This window comes from Citrobacter sp. BIDMC107, from assembly GCF_001037575.1.
GTDB lineage: Bacteria > Pseudomonadota > Gammaproteobacteria > Enterobacterales > Enterobacteriaceae > Citrobacter > Citrobacter freundii.
Genome location: NZ_KQ089848.1, coordinates 2,299,179 through 2,314,167 on the forward strand (window position 1 = coordinate 2,299,179; position 14,989 = coordinate 2,314,167).

The 14,989-nt window shown below is 53.1% G+C and carries 14 protein-coding genes; 6 read left to right on the forward strand and 8 right to left on the reverse strand.

Translation table 11 applies throughout. From position 1 onward, the window contains the following. Positions 1–196: 196 nt before the first annotated feature. The 3 genes from pfkA to cpxP all read right to left on the reverse strand — a co-directional run bounded on the left by pfkA (position 197) and on the right by cpxP (position 2,893). Entirely contained in the window at positions 197–1,159 is a 963-nt protein-coding gene (pfkA, locus tag SK39_RS10640; protein ID WP_003028778.1) for a 6-phosphofructokinase, read from the reverse strand. Positions 1,160–1,342: 183 nt separating this feature from the next. After that, positions 1,343–2,245: a CDF family cation-efflux transporter FieF gene (fieF, locus tag SK39_RS10645; RefSeq protein ID WP_003028775.1), complete on the reverse strand. Its 903-nt coding sequence runs from the start codon at positions 2,243–2,245 to the stop codon at positions 1,343–1,345. Positions 2,246–2,392: 147 nt separating this feature from the next. Further along, positions 2,393–2,893 (reverse strand): cell-envelope stress modulator CpxP, encoded by a 501-nt coding sequence (gene cpxP, locus SK39_RS10650; protein WP_003028767.1) that lies wholly within the window; start codon positions 2,891–2,893, stop codon positions 2,393–2,395. 150 nt (positions 2,894–3,043) lie between these two features. Here cpxP and cpxR point away from each other — a divergent pair, with 150 nt between their 5' ends. Together cpxR and cpxA are read left to right on the forward strand one after the other, a co-directional pair. Continuing rightward, entirely contained in the window at positions 3,044–3,742 is a 699-nt protein-coding gene (cpxR, locus tag SK39_RS10655) for an envelope stress response regulator transcription factor CpxR (RefSeq protein WP_003028763.1), read from the forward strand. Next, complete coding sequence (gene cpxA, locus SK39_RS10660) at positions 3,739–5,112, forward strand: envelope stress sensor histidine kinase CpxA (RefSeq protein WP_048216995.1); 1,374 nt, start codon at positions 3,739–3,741, stop codon at positions 5,110–5,112. Before cpxR ends, cpxA begins: the two co-directional genes overlap by 4 nt. Positions 5,113–5,173: 61 nt before the next feature. On the opposite strand, the gene yiiM is transcribed toward cpxA, so the two are convergent. Beyond that, the gene (gene yiiM, locus SK39_RS10665; RefSeq protein ID WP_003028749.1) at positions 5,174–5,848 is read right to left on the reverse strand and encodes a 6-hydroxyaminopurine reductase; all 675 of its coding nucleotides are present in this window, start codon (positions 5,846–5,848) and stop codon (positions 5,174–5,176) included. A 152-nt stretch (positions 5,849–6,000) separates the two neighbouring features. Between yiiM and SK39_RS10670 the strand changes: the two genes are divergently transcribed. Further along, entirely contained in the window at positions 6,001–6,897 is an 897-nt protein-coding gene (locus SK39_RS10670; protein WP_003847870.1) for a dihydrodipicolinate synthase family protein, read from the forward strand. A gap of 41 nt (positions 6,898–6,938) precedes the next feature. Here the strand turns inward: SK39_RS10670 and kdgT are convergent, their stop codons facing one another. Next, positions 6,939–7,922, reverse strand: coding sequence for a 2-keto-3-deoxygluconate transporter (gene kdgT, locus SK39_RS10675; RefSeq protein ID WP_048216996.1), 984 nt, complete (start codon positions 7,920–7,922; stop codon positions 6,939–6,941). A 233-nt stretch (positions 7,923–8,155) separates the two neighbouring features. Then, positions 8,156–8,776, reverse strand: a complete 621-nt coding sequence (gene sodA / locus SK39_RS10680; RefSeq protein WP_003840480.1) for a superoxide dismutase [Mn] — start codon at positions 8,774–8,776, stop codon at positions 8,156–8,158. Positions 8,777–9,065: 289 nt separating this feature from the next. Here sodA and rhaT point away from each other — a divergent pair, with 289 nt between their 5' ends. Beyond that, positions 9,066–10,100 (forward strand): L-rhamnose/proton symporter RhaT, encoded by a 1,035-nt coding sequence (gene rhaT, locus SK39_RS10685; protein ID WP_003840477.1) that lies wholly within the window; start codon positions 9,066–9,068, stop codon positions 10,098–10,100. Here the strand turns inward: rhaT and rhaR are convergent. Both rhaR and rhaS read right to left on the reverse strand, forming a co-directional pair. Continuing rightward, positions 10,097–10,945 carry an HTH-type transcriptional activator RhaR gene (gene rhaR, locus SK39_RS10690; protein ID WP_003840475.1) on the reverse strand — a complete coding sequence of 283 codons (849 nt, stop codon included), beginning with the start codon at positions 10,943–10,945 and terminating at the stop codon, positions 10,097–10,099. The two genes, rhaT and rhaR, sit on opposite strands and share 4 nt — an antisense overlap. Positions 10,946–11,076: 131 nt before the next feature. Then, positions 11,077–11,925: an HTH-type transcriptional activator RhaS gene (gene rhaS / locus SK39_RS10695; protein WP_003840473.1), complete on the reverse strand. Its 849-nt coding sequence runs from the start codon at positions 11,923–11,925 to the stop codon at positions 11,077–11,079. Between the two features lie 303 nt (positions 11,926–12,228). Between rhaS and rhaB the strand changes: the two genes are divergently transcribed. Both rhaB and rhaA read left to right on the forward strand, forming a co-directional pair. Beyond that, positions 12,229–13,698: a rhamnulokinase gene (rhaB, locus tag SK39_RS10700; protein WP_016151265.1), complete on the forward strand. Its 1,470-nt coding sequence runs from the start codon at positions 12,229–12,231 to the stop codon at positions 13,696–13,698. After that, positions 13,695–14,954, forward strand: a complete 1,260-nt coding sequence (rhaA, locus tag SK39_RS10705; RefSeq protein ID WP_003847877.1) for an L-rhamnose isomerase — start codon at positions 13,695–13,697, stop codon at positions 14,952–14,954. Before rhaB ends, rhaA begins: the two co-directional genes overlap by 4 nt. The last annotated feature ends 35 nt before the right edge of the window (positions 14,955–14,989 follow it).

The following is a 14,989-nucleotide window of genomic DNA, read 5'->3' on the forward strand; positions in this document are numbered from 1 at the left end:
CTCCCTTATGTGATGTTGTGATGAGCAAAGCGTGCCAGAAAGGCATCCAAACATTAAAGAATAAAAAAAGATTTGCTATAACTTCGGGGAATAAATGAGGAAGGTTGTGCCGGATGACGACTTACGCCTTATCCGGCCTACAAGAGTACACTCTGTAGGCCCGGTAAGCGAAGCGCCACCGGGCAACAAAAAACAATCAGTACAGTTTTTTCGCGCAGTCCAGCCAGTCACCTTTGAATGGACGCTTCATGTTCTCGATAGCATCGATGATATCGTGGTGAACCAGTTGCTCGTTCTGAATACCGACACAGCGACCGCCATGACCTGCCAGCAGCAGTTCAATAGCATATGCGCCCATACGTGATGCCAGGATACGATCGTAAGGAACCGGGGAACCACCACGCTGAATGTGACCCAACACGGTCGAACGCGTTTCGCGGCCCGTTTCCTTCTCGATGTAATGCGCCAGTTCGTCAACGTCACACATGTGTTCAGTGATCGCTACGATTGCGTGTTTTTTACCTTTCGCGATGCCCGCTTTGATTTCAGCAACCAAATCGTCGCGACTGAATTCCACTTCCGGAACCACTACGAACTCACAACCACCGGCAATTGCAGCCGCCAGGGTCAGATCGCCACAGTAGCGGCCCATCACTTCAACGATGGAAATACGCTGGTGAGAAGAAGAGGTATCACGCAGACGGTCAATCGCTTCTACTACAGTACCCAGAGCGGTGAAGTAACCGATGGTGTAGTCGGTGCCCTTGATATCGTTGTCGATAGTGCCCGGCAGACCGATGCATGGGAAGCCCATTTCAGTCAGGCGTTTTGCACCCATGTAAGAACCGTCACCGCCGATAACAACCAGCGCATCAATGCCACGCTTTTTCAGGTTTTCGATAGCCACCGCACGCACGTTTTCGTCGCGGAATTCCGGGAAGCGAGCTGAACCGAGGAAAGTACCGCCACGGTTGATCATGTCGGACACGCTGTAGCGGTCAAGCTGGACCATACGGTCTTCATACAAACCCAGGTAGCCATCATGGATCCCCATGACTTCCAGCCCTTCCGTCAACGCTGCACGTACAACACCACGGATTGCTGCGTTCATGCCCGGCGCATCACCGCCGCTTGTCAACACACCGATTTTCTTAATCATGACTACCTCTGAACTTTGGAATGCAAAATGAAATCTGCTGCCGGAAGTCGATTCCGCATATCGAAACGATCCAACGAATATGCAGATAGTATAACAATCACTTCCTGCTGAATTGATTCAGGTCAGGCCAAATGGTGGTAATTTATACACAAAATGCTGGCCCGGTTCACTTTTTACAACGAATTATGAAAGCTCAAACACCTTGCCTTCCTTGGGTACGACTGAACAGGGATCCTGATGAATGATGACATCCGATCCCGGGAAACGCCGTAAAATTGCCTGCTCAACCTGTTCAGCCACTAAATGCGCCTGAACGAGCGGCAGATTATCTTCCATTTCCAAATGAATCTGAATAAAGCGGGTCGGCCCTGACTGCCGCGTGCGAAGATCGTGAGCGCCGCTGACCCCAGGCCATGACGTCACGATATCAATAATTTCCTGACGTTCCTCATCGGGTAAAGCGCGATCCAGCAAAGATTGCACTGCCTCATACCCCATGCGTAATGCGCTATATAAAATATAGATGCCAATCCCGAGCGCAAACAAGGCATCCGCACGATGCCAGCCGTACCATGCCAGCCCGAGCGCAATGAGAATCGCACCGTTCATCATAACATCAGACTGATAATGAAGCATATCTGCCCGAACGGCCTGACTTTGCGTACGCTTCACTACCCAGCGCTGAAACGAGACCAGAATGATTGTACACACTAACGCAATGATGGTGACAACCACCCCAACGCCGGGATCTTTCATCGGCGTCGGTTGGATGAGATGCTGAATCCCGGTCAGGAATAAAAACAGCGCCGAACCGGAAATAAACATGCTTTGCGCCAGCGCCGCCAGTGATTCCGCTTTTCCGTGTCCGAACGTATGTTCATCATCGGCCGGTTGCAGCGAATAGCGCACCACCAACAGGTTGGTTAACGACGCCGCAATGTCCACCAGAGAATCCACCAGTGCAGCCAGAATACTGACCGATCCGGTGTACCACCACGCGAAAATTTTGATCAATAGTAACAGCGATGCCATCACGGTCGCCGCGATTGCCGCCCGGCTCACCAGCCGCCCATAGGTATGATTCATAAACACTCCAGCCAGAATATGCCGCTAGTATAACGGATGAAGTAAAACAGTCAGGCAATAACCGAGTGACAAATTTTGGGCAAAAAAAACCCCCACATCATGTGGGGGAAGACAGGGATGGTGTCTATGGCAAGGAAAACAGGGTTACTACTGGGAACGTGAGTTGCTACTACTCAATAAATTCAACGATGAGCTTTTTTTCCAGTGCGCTACGTCGCGCAGTTGCTCCATTCGTTGTTCATGTTTCTCATTTAAAACCGCTTGCTGCTCGGGCGTTAACAGGCGATACATCTGGTTGCGGATCCTGGCTATTTCAACCTGGCGGGCAACCTGTTCTTGCGCCATTCTTTCTGCCTGAGCGCGCACTGCGCTTTCATCAAATTTCTCTGCGGTGACAAGGCGATGCATTGTCTCCATTTCGCTAACATTAACAGGAGGCTGTTCGTGTCTTGCCTGCTGCATTAAATCTCGCATCTGTTGACGTTGATGTTCGGTTAAACTGATACCGTCAAACATGTGGCTCTGAACGCTACGTTGCGATGAGCCTTCACCCAGGTGCCAGTGATCGCCTGTGACGACTTCAGCTGCATGGCTAAATGTACTGAGTGCCAGCGTTGAGGCCATGACGGCAGCGCTAACTTTGCCCATCACTTGCTCCCAAAATCTTTTCTGTCGCGATTCAACGAGAGACAGTTTACGATTCGGGCTGCAAACATGCGTCAGGGGGTGTAAAACAACGTAAAGTCATAGATTAGCGACGCCTGATGACGTAATTTCTGCCTCGGAGGTACGTAAACAATGAATAAAATCCTGTTAGTTGATGATGACCGAGAGCTGACTTCCCTGTTAAAGGAGTTGCTCGAAATGGAAGGTTTTGATGTGCTGGTTGCCTATGATGGGGAACAGGCGCTTGAGCTTCTGGATGACAGCATCGATTTACTTTTGCTCGACGTCATGATGCCGAAGAAAAACGGCATTGATACGCTGAAAGCACTTCGTCAGACACACCAGACACCCGTAATCATGCTGACCGCTCGCGGCAGCGAATTGGATCGCGTACTTGGCCTTGAGCTGGGCGCGGACGACTATTTACCCAAACCGTTTAACGACCGTGAACTGGTCGCGCGCATCCGCGCTATTCTGCGTCGCTCACACTGGAGCGAACAGCAGCAGAACAGCGATAACGGCTCGCCGACTCTGGAAGTAGATGCGTTAAGCCTTAATCCGGGTCGCCAGGAAGCCAGCTTTGACGGGCAAATTCTGGAGTTAACCGGCACCGAATTCACCCTGCTTTATTTGCTGGCACAGCATCTCGGTCAGGTGGTTTCGCGTGAGCACCTGAGCCAGGAAGTGCTGGGTAAACGCCTGACGCCTTTCGATCGCGCTATCGATATGCATATCTCGAACCTGCGTCGTAAGCTGCCAGAGCGTAAAGACGGACACCCGTGGTTTAAAACCCTGCGTGGTCGCGGCTACCTGATGGTTTCCGCTTCATGATAGGGAGCTTAACCGCGCGCATCTTTGCCATCTTCTGGTTGACGCTGGCACTGGTGTTGATGTTGGTACTGATGTTACCCAAGCTCGACTCACGCCAGATGACCGAGCTACTGGACAGCGAGCAGCGCCAGGGGTTAATGATTGAGCAACACGTTGAAGCTGAACTGGCGAACGATCCACCCAACGATTTGATGTGGTGGCGTCGCTTGTTTCGGGCGATAGACAAGTGGGCGCCGCCAGGACAGCGGTTATTACTTGTTACGACGGAAGGACGCGTGATCGGCGCAGAACGCAATGAAATGCAGATCATTCGTAACTTTATTGGTCAGGCCGATAACGCAGACCATCCGCAAAAGAAAAAATACGGTCGCGTTGAGATGGTCGGGCCTTTCTCCGTCAGAGACGGTGAAGATAACTACCAGCTGTATCTCATTCGACCAGCCAGCAGCTCACAATCTGACTTTATCAACCTGCTGTTTGACCGACCGCTGTTATTGCTGATCGTCACCATGTTAGTCAGCTCTCCGCTATTGCTCTGGCTTGCCTGGAGTCTGGCGAAACCAGCGCGTAAGTTGAAAAACGCGGCGGATGAAGTGGCCCAGGGCAACCTGCGTCAACATCCGGAGCTGGAAGCCGGTCCGCAGGAGTTTCTGGCGGCAGGTGCCAGCTTTAACCAGATGGTGACGGCGCTGGAACGGATGATGACCACGCAGCAACGTCTGCTGTCGGACATCTCTCACGAGCTGAGAACACCGCTAACACGTCTGCAACTGGGTACCGCTCTGCTGCGCCGTCGTAGCGGTGAGAGCAAAGAGCTGGAGCGCATTGAAACAGAAGCACACCGACTAGACAGCATGATCAACGACCTGCTGGTGATGTCACGTAATCAGCAGAAAAACGCGCTGGTCAGTGAAACGGTGAAAGCTAATCAGCTGTGGGGCGAAGTGCTGGATAACGCCGCCTTTGAAGCTGAGCAGATGGGTAAATCGTTCACGGTGAATTTCCCGCCGGGTCCGTGGCCGCTGTACGGTAACCCAAATGCGTTGGAAAGTGCGCTGGAAAACATTGTGCGCAATGCCCTGCGCTATTCACATACGAAGATTGAAGTTGGCTTCGCGGTGGATATCGACGGGATTACCATCACCGTGGACGACGATGGCCCAGGTGTAAGCCCTGAAGACAGAGAACAGATTTTCCGTCCGTTTTATCGTACCGATGAGGCGCGCGATCGCGAGTCTGGCGGAACAGGTCTGGGTCTGGCGATTGTTGAAACCGCAATCCAGCAGCATCGTGGCTGGGTGAAGGCCGAAGACAGCCCGCTGGGTGGTTTACGGCTGGTAATTTGGTTACCGTTGTATAAGCGTTCCTGAGTCTCTCTGTGTTGCCGGATGGCGGCGTAATGCCTCATCCGGCCTCCACGGACAGGGGGAATTATTTCCCCCACAAACGGCGGGAATTGTCTTCGATCTTGCCGCTTAAACGACGCTTTTGCATCGTTCTGGTCCAACTTTTTGATAACCCGGCAGCCGACAGTAAACGGTGATATTGCGAATCATCAAACGGCATATGCCAGGCGATAGCAATTGCCTCCCGCACGCTGACGTCGCTCACGCGTGACGCCAGGATCAACGGCGCGTCTGCAGATACCAGCCCTGCCGCGACGACGCTGCACAGCCAGCCCGTCTTACCTGCATCCTGCATCTGGCAGGCCATATCGCTGATGCCAAAATGGAAATTCAACTTAAAGCACGGCGAGCGCGGCTGCGTGACCTGAATCAACGCCTCTCCCCACTGGAAAATGTCACCAATATACACATTCTCTTCAGTCAGCCCCTCAGTAGAGAGGTTCTCACCAAACGCGGGCGCGACAAATAGCTCCGCCTGCTCCGGAAACGCTTGTCTCCAGTGCTGATAGTGTTCACGCGGATAGTGACACAGCGCGCGATCCGGCCCGCCATGAATTTTCGCTTCCGCCTGTTCATCTCCCGTCAGCCCCAGTTCGGTCAGCATCAGCTCACCGTCAATCTGGACTTTAGCAATCGCGCTGGGACGGCTTCCCGTGTAGTCCCGAACTTTGCCCGTAAAAACATCGACCGGATATCGCATCTGTTCCCTCTCCCGATAAATTTCCCCCATTACACCACATTTATTTTACCCCAGTCGCTCAAAATGAGAGCACGGTTCACATGAAACTTAGGGACACATGCTATCAATGTAAGCTGGTTTTGAAACATCATTTCAAATAAGGAGTCGACAACGTGACTGGTCAATCGCAATTTGCTGGCGTCTGGTGTCCTTCCATTACGCCAATGGACAATGACGGTAAGATCGATCTCAACGGTCTAAACCAGCATCTCAAACGCCTTACCGAGGCCAAAATCGATGTGATTTTGCTGATGGGCAGCATCGGGGAATTTGCTTCCTTTACGCTCGAAGAAAGGCTATTGCTGATCCGCGAGGCCCGCGCCATGAGCTCGCTGAAGATGGTCGCCAACGTCTCATCCACCTGCCAGAATGATGTATTGTTGATGGCGCAGGAAGCGTATCGCTCAGGTTACGATGCCGTGATGATCCTGCCGCCCTACTACTACGGACAAACGGCGAAACAGCTGCTGAGCTACTTCCGTCAGTTGGGGCAGAAACTCAGCGGCAAATGGTTTGCCTATAACTTCCCGGCACGCACCGGCTGCGATTTAACCCCCGAGCTGGTTGCCTCCCTCGCCGCTGAGTTCCCGAATTTCGCTGGTATCAAAGACACCGTCGACTGCCAGTCTCATACTCGCAGTATGATTCAGACTACCCGCGCCGTGCGGGAGGATTTTGCCGTGCTGTCCGGCTACGACGAATACTATATTCCCAACCTGTTGGCAGGTGGCGCAGGGATTATTTCAGGGTTGAACAACGTCATGCCGGAACTGTTTGTCAGCGCGCGGGAAGCGTTTAAGCAGGGCGACCTGGCAGCGCTTCGCGATATTCAGGACCAGATTGGCACCTACATGTCCATCTATGCCATCGGCGAAGATTTTGTCACCACCATCAAAACCGTGGTATCGCGTAAGTTTGGCTATTGCTCCGGCGTGTCACGTAATGCCGGTGGAGAGTTGAACGAGAGTGAGTGTAGAACAATCGATGAGGTGTTTGTCGTCAAAGGGTAAATAATTAAGCCGGATGGTGCAGACCATCCGGCTTAAGAGACTTACTTCACGGTGCCACGAAGATCAATTTCTGCCGCCCTTGCTTTGGCCCTTTTTGACCAGATAGACGTGATAATCGGCACCAGAATGGAGGTCACAATCACCGACGTGGCGACCAGGGAAGTTGCTGCCGGTGCCATCGGTTTAAATGCCGGAACCATTTCAGCAATCAGCACAGGCGTAGCAACCGCCGCCCCCGCAGAACTGGAAGCCGCAATCCCCGCCGTACCATCGCCACCACCAATCAGTTTATCGGCGATAATCAATGGAATACCAGTGATGATAATCACTGCCACGCCCAGCAGAATACCCAGCACGCCGGTCTGAGCAATCACGCTCAAATCAATGGTGTTACCTAATGCGAAGGCAAAGAACGGGATCAGCGTCTGCACGGCCTTACTGAAGAATTCCCGCAGCTCAGGATCCAGATTACCCAGCGCAAAACCAATCAGGAACGGCAATACTGCGCCAACAAATACGTGCAGTTCAAACGACGCGATCCCGGCAGTTCCCAGAATCACCATGGTCATCAGCGGGCCAGACTCCAGCGACATCAGGACAAACGCCCCAGCCTCTTCTTTGGTGCCGTACTGCTGCATAATCGAGGCATACAACCCGCCGTTGGTCATATCCATCGCGGCCACCAGCGCCAGCGTAGACAACCCAGCGAAGAATCCGACCTCTACGCCATGTTCTGGCAGAATGCGTGAGGCAATCGCTGCAACCACCCACGCCACCAGAATCTTGGTTATGACTAACGTACCTGATTTACGCAGCACGGTGCCGGTGGCGCTTAGCTTGATCGACGCCCCCATGCAAAAGAACCAGACCGCCAGGATAGGTACCGTACCGGTGATCATACCGTTGGTAAAGGAGCCGAAGTATTTCCCGGCGCCGGGGGAAAAGGTGTGACACAACGCGCCCAGGAAAAGCGGCACCAGCATCATACCGCCTGGGATTTTCTCTATCGTACGTTTGATCTGCATTTCCATCACCTGTAGACATAAAAATGGGGCAATTTTTATGGGCGATTGCATCTTGCTTTGAGATGCGCCCGTCTTGATGAAAAGAAGATAGACATTCATAGAGACTATAAAAGTGATCCCACTCGCATAATAAAACCTTGTTTCAATTTAAGTGGATCATTGTTTTTATATTGAGTTTGATCACAAAAAAACCCCACAAGCATCGCTTGCAGGGCTTCGTTAAAGCATAGAACTTATTTTTTTGCTGCGAAACGCGCGGCAGCTTCGTCCCAGTTCACGACGTTCCAGAACTCTTTGATGTAGTCCGGGCGACGGTTCTGGAATTTCAGGTAGTAAGCGTGTTCCCAAACATCCAGGCCCACGATTGGGAAACCGGAAGCGCCAGAGATAGCTTCACCCATCAGCGGGGAATCCTGGTTGGCGGTGGAAACAACAGCCAGTTTGTCACCTTTCAGCACCAGCCACGCCCAGCCGGAGCCAAAGCGGGTTGCCGCTGCTTTTTCAAATTCAGCTTTGAAGTTGTCAACGGAGCCAAAGTCACGTTCGATAGCCGCTTTCAGGTCACCCTGCAGCGTAGTACCGGTTTTCAGGCCTTTCCAGAACAGGCTGTGGTTAGCGTGACCGCCCGCGTTGTTACGCAGTACGGTTTTCTTGTCTGCTGGCAGTTGATCCAGTTTGGTGATCAGCTCTTCAGCGGACAGGCTGGCGAATTCTGGCAGGCTTTCCAGCGCAGCGTTCGCGTTGTTTACGTAAGCCTGGTGGTGTTTGGTATGGTGGATTTCCATCGTCTGCTTATCGAAGTGCGGTTCAAGGGCATCATAAGCGTACGGCAGGGATGGCAGTGTATAACTCATAATCATCTCCAGTATTGTCGGGCGGCCTGTGTTAACGCCGCGTAAGCAGTTGGGTCATTATAGTTAATTAAATGATATTGAAAATGATTATCAATGCCGTACTTTTTACAAGGTTTTAATAGCGCATGTTGATTGCTAAAGATGTGAACCGAATCACCCAGTTAACGTGATGATTGCCAACATGCGCAAAATGGCGGCAATCGTTAAAAGGTTAACACCCTGCGTAATTTTTAAACTCGTTTGGTCGGAGGGGTCATTACCGACGATAAAAAATAACGAGGATTAAGTCATGAGTAACGCGATTACGATGGGTATCTTTTGGCATTTGATAGGCGCAGCCAGTGCCGCCTGTTTCTATGCCCCGTTCAAACAAGTCAAACATTGGTCATGGGAAACGATGTGGTCGGTTGGCGGGATCGTCTCTTGGCTTATCCTGCCATGGACCATTAGCGCCATGTTGCTTCCCAATTTCTGGGCCTACTTCAGTTCTTTCAGCCTCTCTACGCTGGCGCCGGTGTTTCTGTTCGGCGCAATGTGGGGGATTGGCAATATCAACTATGGTCTGACCATGCGCTATCTCGGTATGTCGATGGGGATCGGCATTGCAATTGGGATTACGTTGATTGTCGGCACGCTGATGACCCCAATTATCAACGGCAACTTTGATGTGCTGATCAATACTTCCGGCGGACGCATGACGCTGCTTGGCGTACTGGTCGCGCTGATTGGCGTCGGTATTGTGACTCGGGCCGGTCAGTTAAAAGAACGCAAAATGGGCATCAAAGCGGAAGAGTTCAACCTGAAAAAAGGGCTGGTTCTGGCGGTCATGTGCGGCATTTTCTCCGCCGGGATGTCATTTGCGATGAACGCCGCTAAACCAATGCACGATGCCGCCGCCGCGCTGGGTGTCGATCCATTGTATGTCGCCCTGCCCAGCTACGTGGTTATCATGGGCGGCGGCGCGTTAGTCAACCTGGGCTTTTGCTTCATTCGTCTGGCAAAAGTGAAAAACTTGTCGATAAAAGCCGACTTCTCGTTAGCCAAACCACTGATTATCACCAACGTGCTGCTGTCTGCGCTTGGTGGCCTGATGTGGTATTTGCAATTCTTCTTCTACGCCTGGGGCCACGCGCGTATTCCGGCTCAATATGATTATGTAAGCTGGATGCTGCACATGAGCTTCTATGTTCTGTGCGGCGGGATTGTCGGGCTGGTGCTGAAAGAGTGGAAAAACGCGGGTCGCCGTCCGGTCAGTGTGCTAAGCCTTGGCTGCGTGGTGATCATTGTCGCGGCAAACATTGTGGGTCTGGGAATGGCCAGCTAATCATGTTGGGTGCTGAGATGACGCCACTGGCTGGGCGTCATCCCGGTTTCCCGCGTGAACACCACCGAAAAGTAGTTACTGTCCTCAAAGCCGCAGCGCATGGAAATCTCACTAATCATCAACCGACTATGTTTGAGCAGATACTGCGCATGGCAAACCCGCACCTGGCGGAGATACTGGTTGATGGTCATCCCGGTCTGGCTGCGAAACTGCTGGCGCAAAACGCGCTCGCTGCACCGTTCGCGCTCGCAAAACTTATTCAGTTCGAACGCATGCTCATGGCTACCGGCTAACGCGGTGATCAGTTTATCCAGCAGCGTTTCGCTCGACGTTGCCGGGAGCGTATCCGTTGCATAACGATGCCGTTTAAGGTGGGTCACCAGTTGCCCGAACAGCAGCTCAGCCATGGTAAAAGCCTGCGCATCACGTTGATTACTTTCATGCTCAAGCTGGCTTATCACCTGTCTGACCTGGCTCATGCCAACGCTACCGAGTCGCCAGTGCGGGTGCCTCGGCGCACCATCAAATCCGGGGATCGCCCCTTGCCAGTCAACATTCAGCGTCAACCGCTCCGGGCAGTAGATGATATTTTGTAGCACAAGGTCGTTAACGGAAGTGTAGGAGTGTTTATCTTCGGCGCGAATGTAAAACAGATCGCCACGGGTTATCCGGTACGGGCGATCGTTAAGGACATGCAGGCCATTACCGCGCCAGACCAGAACCAGCTCGCAAAACTCATGGGTATGCTCAGCAAAGACATCCTGCGGATAACGATCGGCTACGGCGACAGCCTGCTGCTCATGCGCAAAAAAGTCTGATTTCAGAAGGACCAGATGGTTCGCCATCACAATATTCCCTGCCGGGTGGCGGCTACGTGTCACGTAATCTGTAGGCCGGATAAGGCGTAGCCGCCATCCGGCGTTAAGGAACATGATTATCTGAGATTCGGCGATAAAAAACGTTGATAGCTTTCGCGTTACTGGAGGCTGCTTGCCACAACGAGATCGCGCCCCTGACGAATATCGCGTGGCGACCACTTGAACTCACGGCGAAAAAGCGTCGAAAAGTGGTTACTGTCGCCGAATCCGCAGAGATAAGCGATGTCTGTCACGCTATCATCACTGTGACGAAGCAGATGCCGAGCCTTGATCAGCCGCAAGCGGTTAAGGTAGCGCTGCGGCGTCAATCCGGTTTGCTGTTTGAGCTGGCGATGCAGAGTACGCAAAGAGAGGGAAAACTTCTCGGCCAGCGCCTCCCAACATACCTCGTCGGCAAAGTTATCTTCCAGCCACGCCATCAGGAGGTTAAGCCGCGCGTCGTTATCGGTCGCTGCTTCCATCAGGCTGCTTTTACGCAGCAGCACCAGCAACTGCATAAACAGGATCTCGCGATTTGCCGCCGTTGGTGTATCCATCCCCTCACCGAGCGCTTCCATCTGCCCCACCAGTTGTCGAACCTGCTGCAACACACCCTGATTCACCCGCCAGTGCGAAGGATACTGCCCATTCTGTTCCTGAGGTAAAAGCTGATTCAGCCCAGCCAGAAATTGAAACGCATCCGGGGAGCGATACAACACATTGGTCAGGCACAGATTGTCAGTATGTTCATATAAATGCCGGTCATGATCGCGAACGAAACACACCGTACCGCCGCTGATGGTGTAAGGCTGTCCGTTGAACACATGGATCCCCGTTCCATGTTCGACCACCACAATTTCATGAAAATCATGATGATGTTCTGGAAACGCAGGTTGAGGAAGCCGCGGTTCAATAGCCACTGGCGCTTTACCTGTCGGAAAAAAATCCACGCAATGCAATATCGTCATGATGACATCCTTCCCGATCAAATGAACATGGCTGAATAGTAATTAAGGGTTATCACCCTCACCTTAAATTTTTGACGCCAAAGTGCGTAAACACGGTCAATTCTTCAAGAAATGGCGGGAAAGATCGGGAATTGCGGAAGACGTCACATCCGCTAAAACCGACCCTTTTAATAGAAATTGTGAACAGCATCACGTTCACCTTTGCCATGTTGCCAGCCGCTAATTGTGGCTGTCACTGTCAAGAAGGTACGCGTTATCTGGGGTTCTTAGACTGAGTGCAATAAAACTCAGAAGGACCTCGCTATGACTTTTCGCCATTGTGTCGCAGTCGATCTCGGCGCATCCAGTGGGCGCGTAATGCTGGCGCGTTACGACAGTGAACACCGCACCCTGACGCTGCGTGAAATCCACCGCTTCGTGAACTGCCTGCAAAAAACAGACGGTTTTGACACCTGGGACATCGACAGCCTGGAAAACGATATTCGTCTTGGCCTGAAAAAAGTCTGCGATGAAGGCATTCGGATAGACAGCATCGGAATTGATACCTGGGGCGTGGATTACGTTCTGATCGATAACGTCGGTCAACGTGTCGGTCTGCCGGTCTCTTACCGTGACAGCCGCACGACCGGCATTATGGCGCAAGCGATGGCGCAGCCGGGTAAAGGTGAAATTTACCGCCGTAGCGGCATTCAGTTTCTGCCCTTTAACACCCTGTATCAGTTGCGTGCGCTGGTTGAACAACAGCCAGAACTGCTCCCGCAGGTGGCCCATGCCCTGCTGATCCCCGACTACTTCAGCTTTCGCCTGACCGGCAAAATGAACTGGGAATACACCAATGCCACCACCACCCAGTTAGTCAATATTAATACCGACGACTGGGATGACACTCTGCTGGCGTGGACCGGAGCAGACAAAGCCTGGTTTGGTCGTCCGACACATCCGGGGAACGTAATTGGTCACTGGATTTGCCCGCAGAAAAATCAAATTCCGGTCGTAGCCGTCGCCAGTCACGACACGGCCAGCGCGGTCATAGCTTCTCCGCTGGCCGACAAAAACAGCGCCTATCTCTCTTCCGGGACCTGGTCGCTGATGGGCTTTGAGAGCAGAACGCCGTATACCAACGATGCGGCACTGGCGGCGAATATCACCAACGAAGGCGGCGCGGAAGGGCGCTACCGTGTCCTGAAAAATATTATGGGGCTGTGGCTGCTCCAGCGCGTATTAAAAGAGCGCCAGATTTCCGACCTGCCAACGCTTATCAGCCAAACGCAAGCGCTGCCGGCCTGTCAATTCCTGATAAACCCGAACGACGATCGCTTTATCAACCCCGACGATATGAGTGCAGAAATTCAGGCAGCATGCCGTGAATCAGGCCAACCCGTACCCCTGCAAAACGCCGAACTGGCGCGCTGTATCTTCGACAGCCTGGCGTTGCTGTACGCCGACATCCTGCAAGAGCTGGCACAACTGCGTGGTGCAGCATTTAGCCAACTGCACATTGTCGGTGGCGGCTGCCAGAACACCTTACTGAACCAGTTGTGCGCGGATGCCTGCGGTATTCGCGTGATGTCCGGGCCAATTGAGGCCTCCACGCTCGGCAATATTGGCATCCAGCTGATGACGCTGGACGAGCTGAACAACGTTGATGATTTCCGTCAGGTGGTGCGCGCTAACTACGAACTGACCACCTTCATTCCCAATCCTGAAAGTGAAATTGCCCGCTACCAGGCGCAGTTTCAATCACTACGACAGACAAAGGAGCTTTGCGCATGACCACTCAACTTGAACAAGCCTGGGAACTGGCAAAACTGCGTTTCGCCGCGGTAGGCATTGATGTCGAGGCGGCCTTACGCCAGCTCGATCGTCTGCCGATCTCCATGCACTGCTGGCAGGGCGATGATGTCGCCGGTTTCGAAAATCCGGAAGGTTCGCTCACTGGCGGTATTCAGGCTACCGGTAACTATCCGGGTAAAGCGCGTAACGCCACCGAACTGCGGGCCGATCTGGAGCAGGCGCTGAGCCTGATTCCGGGTCCAAAACGTCTGAATTTGCACGCGATCTATCTGGAATCTGATACGCCGGTTGCCCGCGATCAAATCAAACCTGAGCACTTTAAAAACTGGGTGGAGTGGGCGAAAGCGAACCAGTTAGGACTGGATTTCAACCCATCCTGCTTCTCACACCCGCTGAGCGCCGACGGTTTCACGCTGGCCCACGCCGATGACACCATTCGCCAGTTCTGGATCGATCACTGCAAAGCCAGCCGTCGCGTCTCGGCGTATTTTGGCGAGCAGTTGGGTACGCCATCAGTGATGAACATCTGGATCCCGGATGGCATGAAAGACATCACTGTTGATCGTTTAGCGCCGCGCCAGCGTCTGCTGGACGCGCTGGACGAAGTGATCAGCGAGAAACTCGACCCGGCGCACCATATCGATGCCGTCGAAAGCAAGCTGTTTGGCATCGGTGCGGAAAGCTACACCGTGGGCTCTAACGAGTTCTACATGGGTTACGCCACCAGTCGCCAGACGGCGCTGTGTCTGGATGCGGGTCATTTCCATCCGACCGAAGTGATTTCCGACAAAATCTCCGCCGCCATGCTGTACGTGCCGCGCCTGCTGCTGCATGTCAGCCGTCCAGTGCGTTGGGACAGCGATCACGTGGTGCTGCTGGATGATGAAACGCAGGCGATTGCCAGCGAGATCGTGCGCCACAACCTGTTTGACCGCGTACACATCGGCCTCGACTTCTTCGACGCCTCCATTAACCGCATCGCCGCGTGGGTGATCGGTACCCGCAATATGAAAAAAGCCCTGCTGCGCGCGCTGTTAGAACCGACCGAGCAACTGCGCCAGCTCGAAGCCAGCGGCGACTACACCGCACGCCTGGCCCTGCTGGAAGAGCAAAAATCGCTGCCGTGGCAGGCCGTCTGGGAGATGTATTGCCAGCGTCACGACACGCCAGCGGGCAGCCAGTGGCTGGACAGCGTGCGCACTTATGAAAAAGAGATTTTGAGCAAACGTAGCTAACCGTGACACCAGGCTTGTAGGCCCGATAACGTTCG